This window comes from Roseateles sp. P1_C6 (genome assembly GCF_056406315.1).
Window position 1 is genome coordinate 237932 of the sequence record NZ_JBFUAK010000003.1, and the last position, 15605, is coordinate 253536.

The 15605-nt window shown below is 65.9% G+C and carries 15 protein-coding genes; 10 read left to right on the plus strand and 5 right to left on the minus strand.

Features of this window, described 5'->3' with window-relative positions; translation table 11 throughout:
• Position 1 precedes the first annotated feature (1 nt).
• A complete protein-coding gene (locus AC1D29_RS07105; protein WP_477895595.1) occupies positions 2-1075 on the minus strand; it encodes a nicotinate-nucleotide--dimethylbenzimidazole phosphoribosyltransferase in 1074 nt (357 codons plus the stop codon).
• A gap of 33 nt (positions 1076-1108) precedes the next feature.
• Positions 1109-2629 carry a threonine ammonia-lyase, biosynthetic gene (ilvA, locus tag AC1D29_RS07110; RefSeq protein ID WP_477896199.1) on the minus strand — a complete coding sequence of 507 codons (1521 nt, stop codon included), beginning with the start codon at positions 2627-2629 and terminating at the stop codon, positions 1109-1111.
• A 319-nt stretch (positions 2630-2948) separates the two neighbouring features.
• Here ilvA and AC1D29_RS07115 point away from each other — a divergent pair, with 319 nt between their 5' ends.
• Positions 2949-3380 carry an OsmC family protein gene (locus AC1D29_RS07115; RefSeq protein WP_477896201.1) on the plus strand — a complete coding sequence of 144 codons (432 nt, stop codon included), beginning with the start codon at positions 2949-2951 and terminating at the stop codon, positions 3378-3380.
• On the opposite strand, the gene coq7 is transcribed toward AC1D29_RS07115, so the two are convergent.
• Positions 3381-4043: a 2-polyprenyl-3-methyl-6-methoxy-1,4-benzoquinone monooxygenase gene (coq7, locus tag AC1D29_RS07120; RefSeq protein WP_477895597.1), complete on the minus strand. Its 663-nt coding sequence runs from the start codon at positions 4041-4043 to the stop codon at positions 3381-3383. It lies immediately after the preceding gene.
• Between the two features lie 197 nt (positions 4044-4240).
• Here coq7 and AC1D29_RS07125 point away from each other — a divergent pair, with 197 nt between their 5' ends.
• The 6 genes from AC1D29_RS07125 (at position 4241) to AC1D29_RS07150 (ending at position 10726) form a co-directional block, all read left to right on the plus strand.
• Complete coding sequence (locus AC1D29_RS07125) at positions 4241-5278, plus strand: porin (protein WP_477895599.1); 1038 nt, start codon at positions 4241-4243, stop codon at positions 5276-5278.
• 97 nt (positions 5279-5375) lie between these two features.
• Positions 5376-6650, plus strand: coding sequence for a porin (locus AC1D29_RS07130; RefSeq protein WP_477895601.1), 1275 nt, complete (start codon positions 5376-5378; stop codon positions 6648-6650).
• A 180-nt stretch (positions 6651-6830) separates the two neighbouring features.
• Entirely contained in the window at positions 6831-7808 is a 978-nt protein-coding gene (locus AC1D29_RS07135) for an ABC transporter permease (RefSeq protein ID WP_477895603.1), read from the plus strand.
• A gap of 1 nt (position 7809) precedes the next feature.
• On the plus strand, positions 7810-8754 hold the full coding sequence (locus AC1D29_RS07140) for an ABC transporter permease (RefSeq protein WP_477895605.1): 945 nt from the start codon (positions 7810-7812) through the stop codon (positions 8752-8754).
• Complete coding sequence (locus tag AC1D29_RS07145) at positions 8751-9731, plus strand: ABC transporter ATP-binding protein (protein WP_477895607.1); 981 nt, start codon at positions 8751-8753, stop codon at positions 9729-9731. The genes AC1D29_RS07140 and AC1D29_RS07145 overlap by 4 nt, the downstream gene beginning before the upstream one ends.
• Positions 9728-10726 (plus strand): ABC transporter ATP-binding protein, encoded by a 999-nt coding sequence (locus AC1D29_RS07150; RefSeq protein WP_477895609.1) that lies wholly within the window; start codon positions 9728-9730, stop codon positions 10724-10726. The genes AC1D29_RS07145 and AC1D29_RS07150 overlap by 4 nt, the downstream gene beginning before the upstream one ends.
• Here the strand turns inward: AC1D29_RS07150 and lptM are convergent, their stop codons facing one another.
• Positions 10727-10900 carry an LPS translocon maturation chaperone LptM gene (lptM, locus tag AC1D29_RS07155; RefSeq protein WP_477895611.1) on the minus strand — a complete coding sequence of 58 codons (174 nt, stop codon included), beginning with the start codon at positions 10898-10900 and terminating at the stop codon, positions 10727-10729.
• A gap of 11 nt (positions 10901-10911) precedes the next feature.
• Between lptM and cyaY the strand changes: the two genes are divergently transcribed.
• Positions 10912-11244 (plus strand): iron donor protein CyaY, encoded by a 333-nt coding sequence (gene cyaY, locus AC1D29_RS07160; RefSeq protein ID WP_477895613.1) that lies wholly within the window; start codon positions 10912-10914, stop codon positions 11242-11244.
• 6 nt (positions 11245-11250) lie between these two features.
• On the opposite strand, the gene AC1D29_RS07165 is transcribed toward cyaY, so the two are convergent.
• The gene (locus tag AC1D29_RS07165) at positions 11251-13641 is read right to left on the minus strand and encodes a penicillin-binding protein 1A (RefSeq protein ID WP_477895615.1); all 2391 of its coding nucleotides are present in this window, start codon (positions 13639-13641) and stop codon (positions 11251-11253) included.
• Positions 13642-13925: 284 nt separating this feature from the next.
• Between AC1D29_RS07165 and AC1D29_RS07170 the strand changes: the two genes are divergently transcribed.
• Together AC1D29_RS07170 and AC1D29_RS07175 are read left to right on the plus strand one after the other, a co-directional pair.
• Positions 13926-15005, plus strand: coding sequence for a pilus assembly protein PilM (locus AC1D29_RS07170; protein WP_477895617.1), 1080 nt, complete (start codon positions 13926-13928; stop codon positions 15003-15005).
• Complete coding sequence (locus AC1D29_RS07175) at positions 15002-15604, plus strand: PilN domain-containing protein (RefSeq protein ID WP_477895619.1); 603 nt, start codon at positions 15002-15004, stop codon at positions 15602-15604. The genes AC1D29_RS07170 and AC1D29_RS07175 overlap by 4 nt, the downstream gene beginning before the upstream one ends.
• Position 15605: the final 1 nt, after the last annotated feature.

Here is a 15605-nt window from a genome sequence, read left to right on the forward strand (position 1 = left end):
CTCAGGCGCCCAGCGTCGGCAGGTTGGCACCGGGCTCCGGCCGCGTCGCCAGGCGGGCCTCGGCGACCTCGTGCAGGTCGGTCAGCAACGCCGCCGCGGAGCGGATCATGGGCCACGCCAGTGCCGCGCCGGTGCCGTCGGCACTGTCCATGCCCAGCTCCAGCAGCGCCGACGCATGGAACAGCGCCAGCGCCTCATCCAGGCCGCGGTGCACATGGCTGCGGCAGAACACCGCGTAGTCGGTGACCGGCGCGCAGATCAGCGACGCCAGCTTGAGCGCCGCGCAGGCGGCGATGCCGTCCACGATGATCAGGCTGCGTTTGCTGGCCGCAACCAGCATCGCGCCGACCATCACCGCCAGCTCATGGCCGCCGAAGGCCGCCAGCAAGTCCATCGGGTCCTTGGCGTCGCGGTGCCGGGCCAATGCGCCGTGCAACACGTCGAGCAGGTGCACGAGGTCGTCCTGGCGCATCGTCGGGCCGGACACGACGAAGTCCCGCGCCGGCTGGTCGGCCAGGCGGGACAGCACGAGGGCCGCGCATTCCGCCGAGCCCTGGCCCATGCTGGCGCAGGCCAGCACATTGCCGGGCAGGTTGTCGGCGATCTCCATGCCCACGCGCACGCCGGCGTGGGCCTGCTCGACGCTCATCGCATGGCCAGTGCGCGCATTGCGGGTGCCGTGCGCGACCTTGCGCGCCAGCAGCCGGGCGTGTGGCGGCAGGTTCTCGGCGACGCCGCAGTCGACGACGGTCAGATGCAGGCCCTGCAGGCGGGCGAACACCGACACCGGGAGCTGCGCGTGCAGCGCCATCTGCACCTGATCCTTGGTGGCCCGGCCCCATTGCGCGCCGACGCCGTCGACGACGATGCCGTGGTCGGCCGCGAACAGCGCCAGCACCGGGTCGCGGAAGCGCGGCGTCAGGCTGTTCTGCACCAGGCCCAGGCGCACGGCCAGCGGCTCCAGCTCACCGAGGCCCCCGGCAATGCTCGAGCGGCGGTCGACGCGGTCGCGGAGGGCCTTCTCCAGTTCAGGATTGGCGGTGGGGGAGATCAGCGACTGTTGGGCGACGGTCATGGCACTGGCGGTGGCGAACGCCCGGATTTCAACTCAACCCAGGAACAAGCGATAGACCGGGTTAGCGCTCTCATCCTCAAACGGGTAATTCAGGCCATTCAGGAACTCGCGCAGTGCGCCGGCGTCGCCGCGCGGCACCTGGATGCCGACGAGGATGCGGCCATAGTCCGCGCCCTGGTTGCGGTAGTGGAAGAGGCTGATGTTCCAGTCCGGGTGCATGCTGGACAGGAATTTCATCAGCGCGCCGGGCCGCTCCGGGAACAGGAAGCGGTAGAGCCGCTCGTCGCGCGCTAGCTCGCTGCGCCCGCCCACCATGTGGCGCACATGCTGCTTGGCCAGTTCGTCATTCGTCAGGTCCAGCGTCTCGAAGCCGGCCTTGGTGAAGGTGCGCGCGAGCTTGGCCGCGTCGTCGGGCTTGGAGATGGCGATGCCCACAAAGATGTGGGCCACCTTGGCATCGGCGATGCGGTAGTTGAACTCCGTGACGCTGCGCGGCCCCAGCAGTTCGCAGAAGCGCTTGAAGCTGCCGCGCGCTTCGGGAATGGTGACGGCGAACAAGGCCTCGCGATGCTCGCCGACCTCGGCGCGCTCGGCGACGAAGCGCAGGCGGTCGAAGTTCATGTTCGCGCCGCAGGTGATGGCCACCAGCGTCTGGCCCTTGGCGCCGGTGCTGGCGACGTATTGCTTGACGGCCGCCACGCTCATCGCGCCGGATGGCTCGAGGATGGAGCGCGTGTCCTCGAACACGTCCTTGATCGCGGCGCAGACGGCATCGGTGTCGACCACGATGTAGTCGTCGACCAGCTCGCGGGCGATGCGGAACGTTTCTTCGCCCACCAGCTTGACGGCCGTGCCGTCGGCGAACAGGCCGACGTCGTTGAGCTGGATGCGCTTGCCGGCCTTGACCGAGCGCAGCATCGCGTCGGAGTCGGTGGTCTGCACACCGATGATCTTGATGTCCGGGCGCAGAGCCTTGACGTAGGCCGCCACGCCCGAGACCAAGCCGCCGCCGCCGATGGCGACGAAGATGGCGTCGATGGGGCCGGGGTGCTGGCGCAGCAGCTCCATCGCGATGGTGCCCTGGCCGGCGATGACGTCGGGGTCGTCGAAGGGGTGGACGAAGGTCAGGCCCTGATCGCGCTGCAGCGCCTGGGCGTGGCCGTAGGCATCGGTGTAGCTTTCACCCTCCAGGACGACCTCGCCACCCAGGGCTTTGACCGCATCGATCTTGACCTGGGGCGTCGTCACGGGCATCACGATGACGGCGCGGCAGCCGAGCTTCTTCGCCGACAGCGCGACGCCCTGGGCATGGTTGCCTGCCGAAGCGCAAATGACGCCTGCGGCGCGCTGCTCGGGCGTCAGATGCGCCATCTTGTTGTAGGCGCCGCGCAGCTTGAAGCTGAAGACGTCCTGCTCATCCTCGCGCTTCAGCCAGACCTTGTTGCCCAGGCGCTTGGAGAGCTTGGTGGCATTCGTCAGGTCGGTCTCGCGCGCCACCTCGTAGACCCGCGCATTCAGAATTCGCTGCAGATAGCTGCTGCCGGGAGGCAGCATGGCGGGCACCTGGCTGAACGTCTGGGATGGCGCCTTGGAAGCGGCGGGCGCGCGGCGGCGCGAGGGGGCGCTCATCGGGTCTCCATGGTGGTTTGTTGCGGCGCCGCATGATAGGGGAGGCCCCTCATGCGGCGCCGCCTTCCGCCTTCGGCGAAAAAAAACCCGAGCTCTTGCAAGCTCGGGTTGAATCCACCATGGAGGCGGTGGAGGAGACAATCGGTGCGAAAACGTTTTCGCTTGGGAAGCAGTGTAGCGCCGAGTTATGCTGCGCCGCAATATATTTTGTGTGAACGAATTGGAGCTTTGCCTCTAGATGACCATGGAATGCACCGTCAATTGGCTGGGGTCCGAAGGCCCCAGCGGCATGAGTTTCGTCGCCGCAACCGGCAGTGGTCATGTGCTGGCCATGGACGGCGCGCCGGACGGCGGCGGCCTGAACCTGGCGCCGCGACCCATGGAGACGGTGCTGGCCGGCACGGGCGGCTGCACCGCCTACGACGTCGTGCTGATCCTGAAGCGCGGCCGCCACGACGTGCGCGGCTGCAAGGTGACGCTGAAGGCGGAACGCGCGACCAGCGATCCCAAGGTCTTCACGGCCATCCACTTCCACTTTGTCATCAGCGGCAAGGGCTTGAAGGCCGAGATCGTCGAACGCGCGGTCGCGCTGTCGCACGAGAAGTACTGCTCGGCAACGGCCATGCTGGCCAAGACCTCGGCCATCAGCACGTCCTTCGAGGTGGTCGAAGTCTGATCAGACGTGGTGAGCCACGGTCGTCATGACCTTGGCCGCCACGCGCATCAAGCTCTGCACGGGCGCCGGCAGCGGCCTGGCACCTGCGGCAAGCGCCGCATCGGCATGCTCGGCCTCCTCACGACGCATTTGATCGACGATGGCGCGGGACGCGGCATCGTCCGCGGGCAGGCGATCCAGGTGCGAAGCCAGATGGGCCTCGACCTGGCGTTCGGTCTCGACGACGAAGCCCAGGCTCCATCGGTCGCCCGCCAAACCGGCCAAGCTGCCCCATGCAAAGGCGCCTGCCCACCACAGCGGTGCGAGATGGCTGGTATGCGTGCCCAACGCATCGACGCGCTCTGCCGTCCAGGCCAAGTGATCCAGTTCCTCTTGCGCGGCGTGTTCAAAGTGCTGCCGCAATTCGTCGCTGCGGCTGAACAGGGCCTGGGATTGATACAGGGCCTGGGCGCAAATTTCGCCGACATGGTTGACCCGCATCAGCGCGCCGGCTTGCCGGCTTTCGTTCACGGGCAATTCGACCGCGGCCAAGCCGGCTGCCGGTGAAACGCGCGCGGCGCGCGTCGGCGCGAAAACCGTGCGCAGGCCGCCGTCGAGCGCGATCAAGCAACGATCACTGAAACTCAAGGCGCGGGAATGGGATGTGCTTGCTGGCTGATGCATTCAGTTAAGCAGTGTTGCCATGAAGAAATCGTGACAGAGATGTAGCCGTTGTGGTCGGGCAACGGCAACACACAATTTCATATCCGTGAATTCCCCAGGGCGTTAAACCTGTAGTGGAATACGCGGACTTCCTCACAGGAGGTAAGCCACCGTGCCCTGTCGGGTCGATGGCTCGGATGAATACCTAGGAGTATCGAATGAAGAAAGCTCTGATTGCCCTGGCCGTCCTCGGCCTGACTGGCGGCGCCGCCGTCGCGCAATCCTCGGTCACCCTGTTTGGCGTCCTCGATGCCGACATGAAGTACGTCAAGACCGGCGACCTCAAGCTGAAGAAGCTGGACTCTGGTGGCCTGAACACCAGCCGCATCGGTGTCCGTGGCACCGAAGATCTGGGCGGCGGTCTCAAGGCTGGCTTCTGGCTGGAATCCCAAGTCGACACCGACACCGGCGTCGGTGGCGGTGGCAGCGCCTTCTGGGGCCGTCGCGCCACGGTCAGCCTCGCTGGCGAATTCGGTGAGGTGCGCCTGGGCCGCAACAAGACCGTTTCGCGCCTGCACCTCGAGGACTTCGACCCGACGTCGTTCACCGGCCTGGGCAGCGTCAGCGCTGTTTACAGCAACCTGGGTAGCGGCAACGGCACGTCCTTCGGCCGCGCTGACAACCTGGCGTCCTACTCGCTGCCGACCAGCCTCGGCGGCTTCTACGGCGGTGTGGACGTCTCGGCTGGTGAAGGCACCGGTACCAACAAGGGTCAGTCGGTCCGCTTGGGTTACAAGCAGGGCCCGCTGCACGTGTCTGGCGCCTATGCCAGCACGTCCAATGCGGCTGACAGCAGCAAGTTCAAGCTGGCCTCGGCCGGCGCGGCTTACGACTTCGGCGTGGTCCGTCCCTCGCTGTCTTACACGCAGACCAAGTATCTGGGTCGCGAGCAGAAGATCTGGACCGCGGCCGTCACGGCTCCGCTGGGCCAAGGTCAACTGTGGGCCTCGTTCACGGACGCCAAGGCCAATGCTGCTGCCGAGACTGCAGTCGCAGGCTTCACCCCCATCGGCGATGCCAAGCTGTTCGCTGCAGGTTATATCTACAACCTGTCCAAGCGTACTGCCCTGTACACGACGGTCTCCGAGCTGAAGAACGACGGCGCCGCGAGGTTCATCATCTCGGGTGCTCCGGCAGCGACCGCCGGCGGTCAGAAGTCCACGGGCTTCGACGTCGGCGTTCGCCACAGCTTCTGATTCGCGCGGCCTCGGCCGCCGCGATATTTGCAAAGCCGCCTTCGGGCGGCTTTTTTCATCTTTGTCCCGTCCGCGACAAGGGGAATTGCTGTGGACAATGAACAACAGGCGGCACGTTATGTCAGGGCGCTTCGCTGAGAATGGTCCGGCCCACCTTTCTTTGCAGGAGACAACCTTGATTAAAAAAGCCACTCTGGCCGTCGCTGTCCTGGCCGCTAGCACTTCCGCCGCCTGGGCTCAGTCCAGCGTCACCCTGTATGGCATCGTGGACGCTGCAGCGCGTTACACCAGCAATGCCAATCCCGGCGTCGCGACCAAGCAGCTCATCCCTGGCGGCATGTCGCAAAGCCGTCTGGGTGTGAACGTCACCGAAGACATGGGTGGCGGCCTCAAGGCCCTGGTGAACATGGAACACCGCCTGAGTTCGGACACCGGTGCCGTTGCCGCCGCTGAATTCTGGCGCCAGGCCTGGGTGGGCCTGCAGTCGAGCGAATTTGGCCAGGTTCGCTTGGGCCGCCAGTACAACATCCTGTTCGACCTCTACACGTCGACCTTCGCCTCCTTCCGCTACTCGCCCTACATCGAGGCGTACAAGCCCGAAATCGGCATGTCCATGGCCGCGCGCCAGGACAACATGGTCAAGTACCTGGCTCAGGTCGGCAATTTCTACGGCGAAATCCAGGTGAGCGCGGGCGAAGGTGCTGCGACCGGCCTGCCGAACAAGACCATGGGCGGCCTGGTTCGCTACACGGACGGCACGTTCGGCGCCGGTGGTGCCTACCTGCAGGCCACGGAGCAAAGCGGCCGCAAGATCAAGGCGACCGTGTTCGGCGCGTCCTACACGTCCGGCCCGCTGTATGTCCACGCGTCCTGGGGCGAGAACAAGTTCGAGAATCCCTTCGGCCTGCTGAACCAGACCAGTGCTGCGGCGTTCGGTGCTTCGGCCGCAGCGACCGCGCCCTTCGGTGTGGCGATTGCGACCCGCGGTGGCTACACCTCGGGCATCCTGGGTGCCAGCGTCTTCACGAACGATGCCTTCGACATCAAGAAGCGCAGCATGTTGATGTTCGGTGCGACCTATCAGCTGACCCCTCAGCTGAACATCGGCGGCAATGTGTGGCTGAGCGAGCAGACGCACTACGGCACGGCCCAGAATCTGGCCGCTCCGTTCGCGAACGCGCTGGGCTTCACGACCAACGCCAACACCAAGTCCAAGGCCAACTTCTTCGCCGTGGTACTGGACTACGCATTCTCCAAGCGCACGGACGCTTACCTCGAAGTGGACTACACCAAGACGGAAGGCGAAGTGCTTTTCCTGAACGGCGCCAGCAAGCGCGGCGGTGCGATGGTCGGTCTGCGTCACCGCTTCTGATCGACGAGACAGGCTTCAGGCCTGTCTGCCAGTCCAACGGGCCGCGTCAGCGGCCCGTTTTTCTTGGTTGGCACTGACTTTGCTGCGCTAGGGCTTTCCTGGGGGCTTCAGCCTCCCGGCCTTCGCCATGATCGCGCCTTAGTGCGGCGCAGCGGCGCGACCGCTGCTATTCGGATCCTCATGCTGGTTTTCATCCTCCGCCGTCTGGCCCAGGCCCTTGTCGTCATGTTGTCGGTGGCCTTCATCGCCTTCATGCTGTTCCAGTACGTGGGCGACCCGGTCACCAATCTGCTGGGCCAGGATGCGACCGAGGACCAGCGCATCGCGCTGCGCAAGGATCTGGGCCTGGATCAACCCTTCCCGGTGCAGTTCGCTCGCTTTGCCGCCAACGCGGCGCACGGCGAGTTCGGCATCAGCTTGCGCCAGGGGCGCAAGGTCTCGACGCTGATCGGCGAGCGCTTCCCGGCGACGCTGGAACTGGCCATGGTCGCCGGCCTGATCGCACTCGGGCTCGGCATTCCGCTGGGCGTCTACGCCGCACTGCGGCGCGGCAAGGCCAGCGCGCAACTGCTGATGACGGGCACGCTGTTCGGCGTCAGCCTGCCCAACTTCGTCATCGGCATCGTGCTGATCTGGATCTTCGCAGTGGAGCTGAAGTGGCTGCCCAGCTTCGGCCGCGGTGAGGTCGTGGCCTTCGGCTCGTGGACCTCGGGCCTGCTGACGCGCGACGGCCTGCTGCACCTGATCCTGCCGGCCTTCACGCTGTCGGCCTTCCAGCTGACGCTGATCATGCGTCTCGTGCGCGCCGAGATGCTCGAGGTACTGCGCACCGACTACATCCGCTTCGCCCGCGCCCGTGGCCTGACCAACCGCAGCGTCTACTTCGGCCATGCGCTGAAGAACACGCTGGTGCCCGTCATCACGATCACCGGTCTGCAGCTCGGTTCGCTGATCGCCTTCGCCATCATCACCGAGCAAGTCTTCCAGTGGCCCGGCATGGGCCTGCTCTTCATCCAGGCCGTGCAGTTCGCCGACATCCCGGTCATGGCGGCCTACCTGTGCCTGATCTCACTGATCTTCGTCGTCATCAATCTCGGTGTCGATCTGCTCTATTTCGCCGTCGACCCGCGCCTGCGCGTTGAAGGCAAAGCCCATTGATATGGCCGTTGACGCCAACCCCAACCCCACCGCATCCGCATCCGCGCTGCGCGGCTTCTTCGCCGGTGACGTCTGGCATTCCTTCCGCTCGTCACCGGTGGCGATGCTGGCGGCCGTCATCACGCTGGTCTGCTTCGTCTGCGCGCTGTTCGCCGAGGTCGTGGCGCCGCACAACCCCTTCGATCTGGCGACGCTGGAGCTGATGGATTCACTGAAGCCCCCGTCCTGGGTGCCGGGCGGCGAGTCCAAGTACTGGCTGGGCACCGATGGGCAGGGCCGCGACATCCTGTCGGCGCTGATGTATGGCACACGCATCTCGCTGCTGGTCGGCATCGCGTCCGTGCTGCTGTCCATCCTCATCGGCGTCAGCCTGGGTCTGCTGGCCGGCTTTGTCGGCGGCCGGGTCGACGCGCTGATCATGCGCATCTGCGACGTGATGCTGTCCTTCCCGTCCATCCTCGTCGCGCTGATGATCAGCGGCGTCGGTCGCAGCCTGTACCCGCATGCGCCCGACATGCTGGCCTTCGTCGTGCTCGTGCTGGCGATCGCGCTGACCGGCTGGGTGCAGTACGCGCGCACCGTGCGCGGCTCGACGCTGGTCGAGCGCAACAAGGAATACGTGCAGGCCGCCCGCGTCATCGGCGTCGGCTCGCTGCGCATCATGCGCCGCCACGTGCTGCCCAATGTGCTGGGGCCGGTGCTGGTGCTGGCCACCATCCAGATCGCGTCGGCCATCATCACCGAGGCCACGCTGTCCTTCCTCGGCGTCGGCGTGCCGGCCACCAGCCCGTCCTTGGGGACGCTGATCCGCAACGGCAACGACTACCTGTTCTCGGGCGAATGGTGGATCACCGCCTGGCCCAGCCTGACGCTGGTGCTGATCACGCTCAGCGTGAACCTGCTGGGCGACTGGCTGCGCGACGCACTCAACCCACGGCTGCGATGACTGCACCGCTTCTTGAAGTCAGCCACCTGCGGGTGGAGTTCCCGACCCGCCACGGCACGCTGCTGGCGCTGGACGACATCTCCTTTTCGATTGCTCCCGGGGAGATCCTGGGCGTCGTCGGCGAATCCGGCGCTGGCAAGTCGCTGACCGGCGCGGCCATCATCGGCCTGCTGGACCCGCCGGGCCGCATCGCCGCCGGCGAGATCAGGCTGGCCGGCCGGCGCATCGACAACCTGCCCTACGAGCAGATGCGCCGCATCCGTGGCCGCGAGATCGGCGCCGTCTTCCAGGACCCGCTGACCTCGCTGAACCCGCTCTACACGGTGGGCCATCAGCTCATCGAGACCATCACCACCCATCTCGATCTGAGCCACACGCAGGCGCGCACGCGGGCCATCGAGCTGCTCGCCTCCACGGGCATCCCGGCGCCCGAGGCGCGCATCGACCACTACCCGCACCAGTTCTCCGGCGGCATGCGCCAGCGCGTGGTCATTGCGCTGGCACTGGCGGCCAATCCCAAGCTCATCGTCGCCGATGAACCGACCACGGCGCTGGACGTGTCCATCCAGGCGCAGATCATTGCGCTGCTGAAGAAGGTCTGCCGTGAGCAGGGCGCGGCCGTCATGCTGGTCACGCACGACATGGGCGTCATCGCCGAGACCTGCGACCGCGTCGCCGTCATGTACGCCGGCCGCGTCGCCGAGATCGGCCCGGTGGCCGACGTCATCCATCGCCCCGCCCACCCCTACACGGTGGGCCTGATGGGTTCCATCCCGGCCATGGACGAGGATCGCGAGCGCCTGTTGCAGATTGACGGGGCCATGCCGCGCTTGACCGCCATTCCCGCCGGCTGCGCCTTCAACCCGCGCTGCCCGCGCGTCTTCGACCGCTGCCGCGTCGACCGGCCTGACCTGGTTCAAGTGGGAACCACCAGCGCGGCCTGCTGGAAGCCTGTGACCGTGGAGATGCCGCGATGAGCCCCCCCCTCGTCGAGGTATTGGACCTCGCCAAGATCTTCGACGTGTCGCCACCCTGGCTGAACCGCGTCGTCGAGCGCAAGCCCAAGGCCTTCGTGCATGCGGTGGACGGCGTGTCCTTTGCGATCCAGCGCGGCAAGACGCTGGCCCTGGTCGGCGAAAGCGGCTGTGGCAAGAGCACGGTCGCTCGCCTGCTCGTCGGGCTGTATGCCGCCACGCGGGGGCGCGTGAATTTCGACGGCGAGGACATCGCGAAGACGCTGGCCGGTCCGGGTGCGCTGAAACTGCGCCGGCGCATGCAGATGATCTTCCAGGACCCGTACGCTTCGCTGAACCCGCGCTGGCAGGTGCTGGACATCGTCGCCGAGCCGCTGCGCGAGCATGGCCTGCTGACGGGGGATGCCGAGGCGAAGCAGCGCGTCGGCGAACTGCTCAGCTCGGTGGGCCTGAATCCGGCGGATGCGCAGAAGTTCCCGCACCAGTTCTCCGGCGGCCAGCGCCAGCGCATCTCCATCGCGCGGGCACTGGCCACGCAGCCGGAGTTCCTCGTCTGCGACGAGCCGACGTCGGCGCTGGACGTGTCGGTGCAGGCCCAGGTCCTCAACATCATGAAGGACTTGCAGCGCGAGCGCGGCCTGACCTACCTGTTCATCTCGCACAACCTCGCCGTCGTGCGCCATGTGGCCGACCAGGTCGGCGTCATGTACCTCGGCCGCCTGGTCGAGGTGGCCGACAAGGCCGAGCTGTTTGCGCGGCCGAGGCATCCGTACACGCGCATGCTGCTGGACGCGATCCCCGACATCCACATGAGCGGTCGCGCCCGCACGCCGGTGCAGGGCGAAGTGCCCAACCCCTTGAACCCGCCCAGCGGCTGCAGCTTCCACCCGCGCTGCCCGCTGGCCAATGCGCGCTGCAAGGCGGAGCGGCCAGCACTGCTGGACATCAAGGGCGTGCGCGTGGCCTGCCACGCGGTCGAAGAGGGCAGGGCGGGCTGATCAGCGCGCCGGTGCTGAAGCGGCGGCGGAGGCCGGCGCCGACGCGGCTGCGGCCGGCTTGGCCAGTGTCAGCGGCCCCTTCTGCCCACAACCCGCGAGCGCGGTAAGGGTGATCAGCAGGGCCATTCCCTTTGCCAAGGGGCGCCCACCTACACTGGCGACAGTCTTTTTCATCTGCCCAGTTTATGTCCCTGTCCGATGCCGAGTACCACGCCAAGTCACACGCGCTGCTCGCGAGCATCGAGGCGCAGATCGACGCCTGGCTGGAGGCCGACGTGGTCGACATCGACACCCACCGCACCGGCGGCCTGCTGGAGCTCAGCATGCCGGGTGGTAGCAAGATCGTTCTCAACACCCAGCCACCGCTGCAGGAGATCTGGCTGGCCGCGCGCGCGGGCGGTTACCACTTCAAGTGGGACGGCACGCAGTGGGTGGACCGCGAAGGCCAGGAGTTCTGCGCCCGGCTGTCGCGCTGTGCGAGCGAGCAGGCCGGCCAGGCGCTGACCTTCAGCGCCTGAGCCCCGCTAGCGCTTGAAGAGGTCCAGGATCGACTTCTTCTCGTCGTCGCTGGCGGTGGTGGGCACATTCGGCTCGGCGGCCAGTTCGCGCACACCGCTGCCGGCCGCGTACTCCTCGTAGAACCATTCGCCGTTGACGTTGACGACGCCTTCAGGCGGCGTCACTTCGTCGACTGGCTTGCCCTTCAGCGCGACCTGCATGTACTCGATCCAGACCGGCAGGCTCAAGCCGCCGCCGGTCTCGCGGTCGCCCAGCTTGCGCGGCTGGTCGTAGCCTATCCAGACGATGGCGACGAGGTCCTTCTGGTAGCCGGCGAACCAGGCGTCCATCGAGTCATTGGTCGTGCCGGTCTTGCCGTAGATATCAGGGCGCTTCAACGTCGCCTGCGCCCGCGCGGCGGTGCCGCTGCGCGTCACCTCCTGCAGCAGGCTGCTCATCAGGAAGGCATTGCGCGGCTCGATGGCGCGCGCGTTGTCGGCCAGCGTGACGGGCAGGGCCTCGTAGAGCAGGCGGCCCTTGTTGTCCGTGATCCGGCTGATCAGTTGCGGGCTGACGCGGTAGCCGCCATTGGCGAACACCGCATAGCCCTGCGCCATCTGCATGGGCGTGACCGAGCCGGCACCCAGCGCCATCGTCAGATAGGCCGGATGTTTCTCGGCCTCGAAGCCGAAGCGCGTGATCCAGTCCTGTGCATAGCGCACGCCGACGGAGTGCAGGATGCGGATGGACACCATGTTCTTGGACTTGGCCAGCGCGGTGCGCAGCGGCATCGGGCCCTCGAACTTGCCGTCGTAGTTCTTCGGCTCCCAGGGCTGGCTGCCGGTGGTGCCGGCGTCGAAGAACAGCGGCGCGTCGTTGACGATGGTGGCGGGCGTGAAGCCTTTCTCCAGCGCGGCCGAGTAGATGAAGGGCTTGAAGCTGGAGCCCGGCTGGCGCCAGGCCTGCGTCACATGGTTGAACTTGTTCTTCGCGTAGTCGAAGCCGCCCACCATGGCGTGCACCTGGCCCGTGCGCGGGTCCATGGACACGAAGGCGCCTTCGACCTCGGGCAGCTGCGTGATCGTCCACTCGCCGCCGTCCTTCAGCTTGGGCCCCTTGACGACGCGGATGACTGCACCGCGACGGATGCGGGTCTTGGGGTTGCCCTTGTCGGACAGGCCAGACGTGGCGGGCTTCAGGCCGTCGCCGATGATGGTGATGGCGTCGCCGCTCTGCAGCACGGCGGTGACCTTCTTCGGGTCGGCTTCCAGCACGACGGCCGCCAGCAGTTCGTCGTTGGCCGGGTGGTCCGTCAGCGCCTCGGCGATGCGCGTGTCCAGCGCCTTGGCGTCGCTGGGCAGGTCCGCGTAGGCCTCGGGGCCACGGTAGACCTGGCGCTTCTCGTAGTCCAGGATGCCGCGCCGCAGCGCACGGTAAGCCGTGTTCTGCTCGGCGCTGTTCAGCGTCAGATAGACATTGAGGCCGCGCGAATAAGCCTCGTCGCCGTACTGGCTGAAGATCAGCTGGCGGGCCGCTTCGGCGACGAACTCGGCGTGCGAGGCGGATTCGCTGACCGTTCGGTAGCGCAGCTTCTCGGCCTTGGCCTCATCCCGCTGCTCCTCGGTGATGTAGCCCGTCTCGTACATCCGTTCGATGATGTACTGCTGTCGGATGGTCGCGCGCTTGGGGTTGTTGATCGGGTTGTAGGCCGATGGCGCCTTGGGCAGGCCGGCCAGCATCGCGGCCTCGGCGACGCTGACCTTGTCCAGCGGCTTGCCGAAGTAGATCTCGCTGGCCGCCGCAAAGCCGTGTGCGCGGTGGCCCAGGAAGATCTGGTTCATGTAGATCTCGAGGATCTTCTCCTTGGGCAGCGCCGCCTCGATCTTCAGTGCGAGCAGGATCTCGTAGATCTTGCGCGTGAAGGTCTTCTCGGTGGACAGGTAGAAGTTGCGCGCCACCTGCATCGTGATCGTCGATGCGCCCTGGCTGCGCGACTCGCCGACATTGGCCAGGCCGGCGCGGATGACGCCCAGGTAGTCCACGCCGCCGTGCTGGTAGAAGCGCGCGTCTTCGATGGCCAGCACAGCCTCCTGCATCACCTTCGGGATCTCGCGGATCGGCAGGTAGTTGCGCCGCTCCTCGCCGAACTCGCCCAGCAGCACGCCGTCGCTGGACAGCACGCGCATTGGCAACTTGGGGCGGTAGTCGGTCAGCCCGCCGATGTCGGGTAGGTTGGGATAGGCCAGCGCCAGCGCAAGGCCCACCAGCAAGGCAACCGCCGCGACACCGCCGGCGAGCAGCCCGAAGGCCCACAGCGCCAAGTGACCCATGCGAGGGCCGAGCTGCGAGGAACGTGGGGCGGGAGGGGTGCCGGCGACTGATGGACTGGGCGCAGCGGGGCGGGGCTTGTCGTTCATGTGCCGGCGTAGCGCGCCCACGGGCGCGTTGGGGAGAGGCGGCGGATTATAGGAAGCGGGATCCCGCCGGCCGTGTATACGAAGTAGACCCTCAAACCGCGTGTCAAACGACCGCTTCCCCTGTGTTTTTCAGGAGCTTGCAAACGCGTTGATTCGTGTATGTTTAGCAACGTGGCGTTACCAGCTCAGGCCGGATTTCCGTTCGGTGTCAACGGCTTTGCTGCTAGCATTCAAGTAACTTATTAATAGTCCGATACGTAACTCGCGTATCGGGGACAAAGGGCATGGGAATACTTGACGCACTTTTGGGTCGCAAGCACCCCCCCCTGATTGGCCTGGATATCAGTTCATCCAGCGTCAAGCTGGTGGAGCTGAGCCAGACCAAGAGCGGCGAATTCGTGCTGGAGCGCTTTGCCAGCGAGCCTTTTGAAAAAGGCTGGATCGCCGATGGTCAGATCGAGAAGTTCGACGAAGTCGCTGACGCCGTGCGTCGCGTCGTCGCGCGCAGTGGCACGCGAGTCCGTGACGCCGCGCTGGCCATGCCCCAGTCGGCCGTCATCACCAAGAAGATCATGCTGCCGGCCGGCCTGCGCGAGGAAGAACTCGAGCTGCAGGTCGAGGCCGAGGCCAATCAGTACATCCCGTTCTCGCTGGACGAGGTCAGCCTGGACTTCTGCGTCATCGGCCCGAGCCCCACTTCGGTGGGCGACGTTGAGGTGCTGATCGCCGCGTCCCGCAAGGATCGCGTGCAGGACCGCCAGGGCCTGGCCGAAGCGGCGGGCCTGCGTCCCGTCGTGCTGGACATCGAGTCGCATGCCTCGCGCATGGCCATGGGCCGCTTGATCGCGGCGCTGCCCAACGAGGGCAAGGATGCGCTCGTCGCGCTGTTCGAGATCGGCGCCGACACGACCAGCCTCAAGGTGCTGCGCGACGACGAATTGCTGTACGACCGAGACCAGTCCTTCGGGGGCTCGCAGCTGACGCAACTCATCTCACGCCAGTACGGATTTTCCTTTGAAGAGGCCGAGCAGAAGAAGCTGGCCAATGAGTTGCCCGAGGACTACGAGGTCAGCGTGCTGAACCCCTTCGTCGACAGTCTGTCGCAGGAGATCGGCCGGGCGCTGCAGTACTTCTTCACGAGCACGCCGCATCACAAGGTGCACTACGTGATGCTGGCCGGCGGCACTGCGACTCTGCCGGGGCTCAAGGAGCGTGTGACCGACTTGACTGGCTTTGCCTGCATGGTGGTCAATCCCTTCGAGAACATGGACATGGGGGCGGCGGTGCGCGAGTCCAAGCTGCGCCGTGAGGCGCCCTCCTATCTGACTGCCTGCGGCCTCGCGATGCGGAGGTTCTTCCAGTGATATTGATCAACCTGCTGCCTTACCGTGAGGAGAGGCGCAAGCGGCGCAAGGCTGCCTTCTTCGCGGGCCTTGGCCTGGCCGGCCTGGTGGGTGCGGGCCTCGTGGTGGCCGCGTTCCTGTTGCTGCAGTTGCTGACCACGGAGCAGCAGTCGCGCAATCAATACATTCAAAACGAAATCTCGCGTCTTGAGGCTCAGATCAAGGACATCGCCAATCTGAAGGCGGAGATCGAGTCGTTGAAATCGCGCCAGCGGGCCGTTGAAGATCTTCAGACCGATCGCAACACGCCAGTTCAGCTGCTCAATGACTTGGCCCGACTGACGCCCGAGGGAATCTATCTGAGTGCGATCCGTCAGGATGCCAAGGTCGTCACCATCAACGGCATTGCCCAGACGAACGAGCGGGTGTCGGAATTCCTGCGCAATGTGTCGCGCAGTTCGGAATGGCTGGAAAAGCCCGATCTCATCGAAGTCAAGCTTGCGGCTGTAAGCACGAACACTCGCGACTCGCGCCGGTTGCTGGACTTCTCAATGAAACTCTCGATCAAGGCGCCACCTCAGGACGCTGCAACTGGCGCTTCTGCCCCCAAGAAGGGCTGAT

Excerpts from the sequence above, each read along its gene's own strand:
- AC1D29_RS07105 (WP_477895595.1), bottom strand. The coding sequence starts at position 1,075 with ATGACCGTCGCCCAACAGTCGCTGATCTCCCCCACCGCCAATCCTGAA.
- ilvA (WP_477896199.1), bottom strand. The coding sequence starts at position 2,629 with ATGCTGCCTCCCGGCAGCAGCTATCTGCAGCGAATTCTGAATGCGCGG.
- AC1D29_RS07115 (WP_477896201.1), top strand. The coding sequence starts at position 2,949 with ATGGAATGCACCGTCAATTGGCTGGGGTCCGAAGGCCCCAGCGGCATG.
- coq7 (WP_477895597.1), bottom strand. The coding sequence starts at position 4,043 with ATGCATCAGCCAGCAAGCACATCCCATTCCCGCGCCTTGAGTTTCAGT.
- AC1D29_RS07125 (WP_477895599.1), top strand. The coding sequence starts at position 4,241 with ATGAAGAAAGCTCTGATTGCCCTGGCCGTCCTCGGCCTGACTGGCGGC.
- AC1D29_RS07130 (WP_477895601.1), top strand. The coding sequence starts at position 5,376 with ATGAACAACAGGCGGCACGTTATGTCAGGGCGCTTCGCTGAGAATGGT.
- AC1D29_RS07135 (WP_477895603.1), top strand. The coding sequence starts at position 6,831 with ATGCTGGTTTTCATCCTCCGCCGTCTGGCCCAGGCCCTTGTCGTCATG.
- AC1D29_RS07140 (WP_477895605.1), top strand. The coding sequence starts at position 7,810 with ATGGCCGTTGACGCCAACCCCAACCCCACCGCATCCGCATCCGCGCTG.
- AC1D29_RS07145 (WP_477895607.1), top strand. The coding sequence starts at position 8,751 with ATGACTGCACCGCTTCTTGAAGTCAGCCACCTGCGGGTGGAGTTCCCG.
- AC1D29_RS07150 (WP_477895609.1), top strand. The coding sequence starts at position 9,728 with ATGAGCCCCCCCCTCGTCGAGGTATTGGACCTCGCCAAGATCTTCGAC.
- lptM (WP_477895611.1), bottom strand. The coding sequence starts at position 10,900 with ATGAAAAAGACTGTCGCCAGTGTAGGTGGGCGCCCCTTGGCAAAGGGA.
- cyaY (WP_477895613.1), top strand. The coding sequence starts at position 10,912 with ATGTCCCTGTCCGATGCCGAGTACCACGCCAAGTCACACGCGCTGCTC.
- AC1D29_RS07165 (WP_477895615.1), bottom strand. The coding sequence starts at position 13,641 with ATGAACGACAAGCCCCGCCCCGCTGCGCCCAGTCCATCAGTCGCCGGC.
- AC1D29_RS07170 (WP_477895617.1), top strand. The coding sequence starts at position 13,926 with ATGGGAATACTTGACGCACTTTTGGGTCGCAAGCACCCCCCCCTGATT.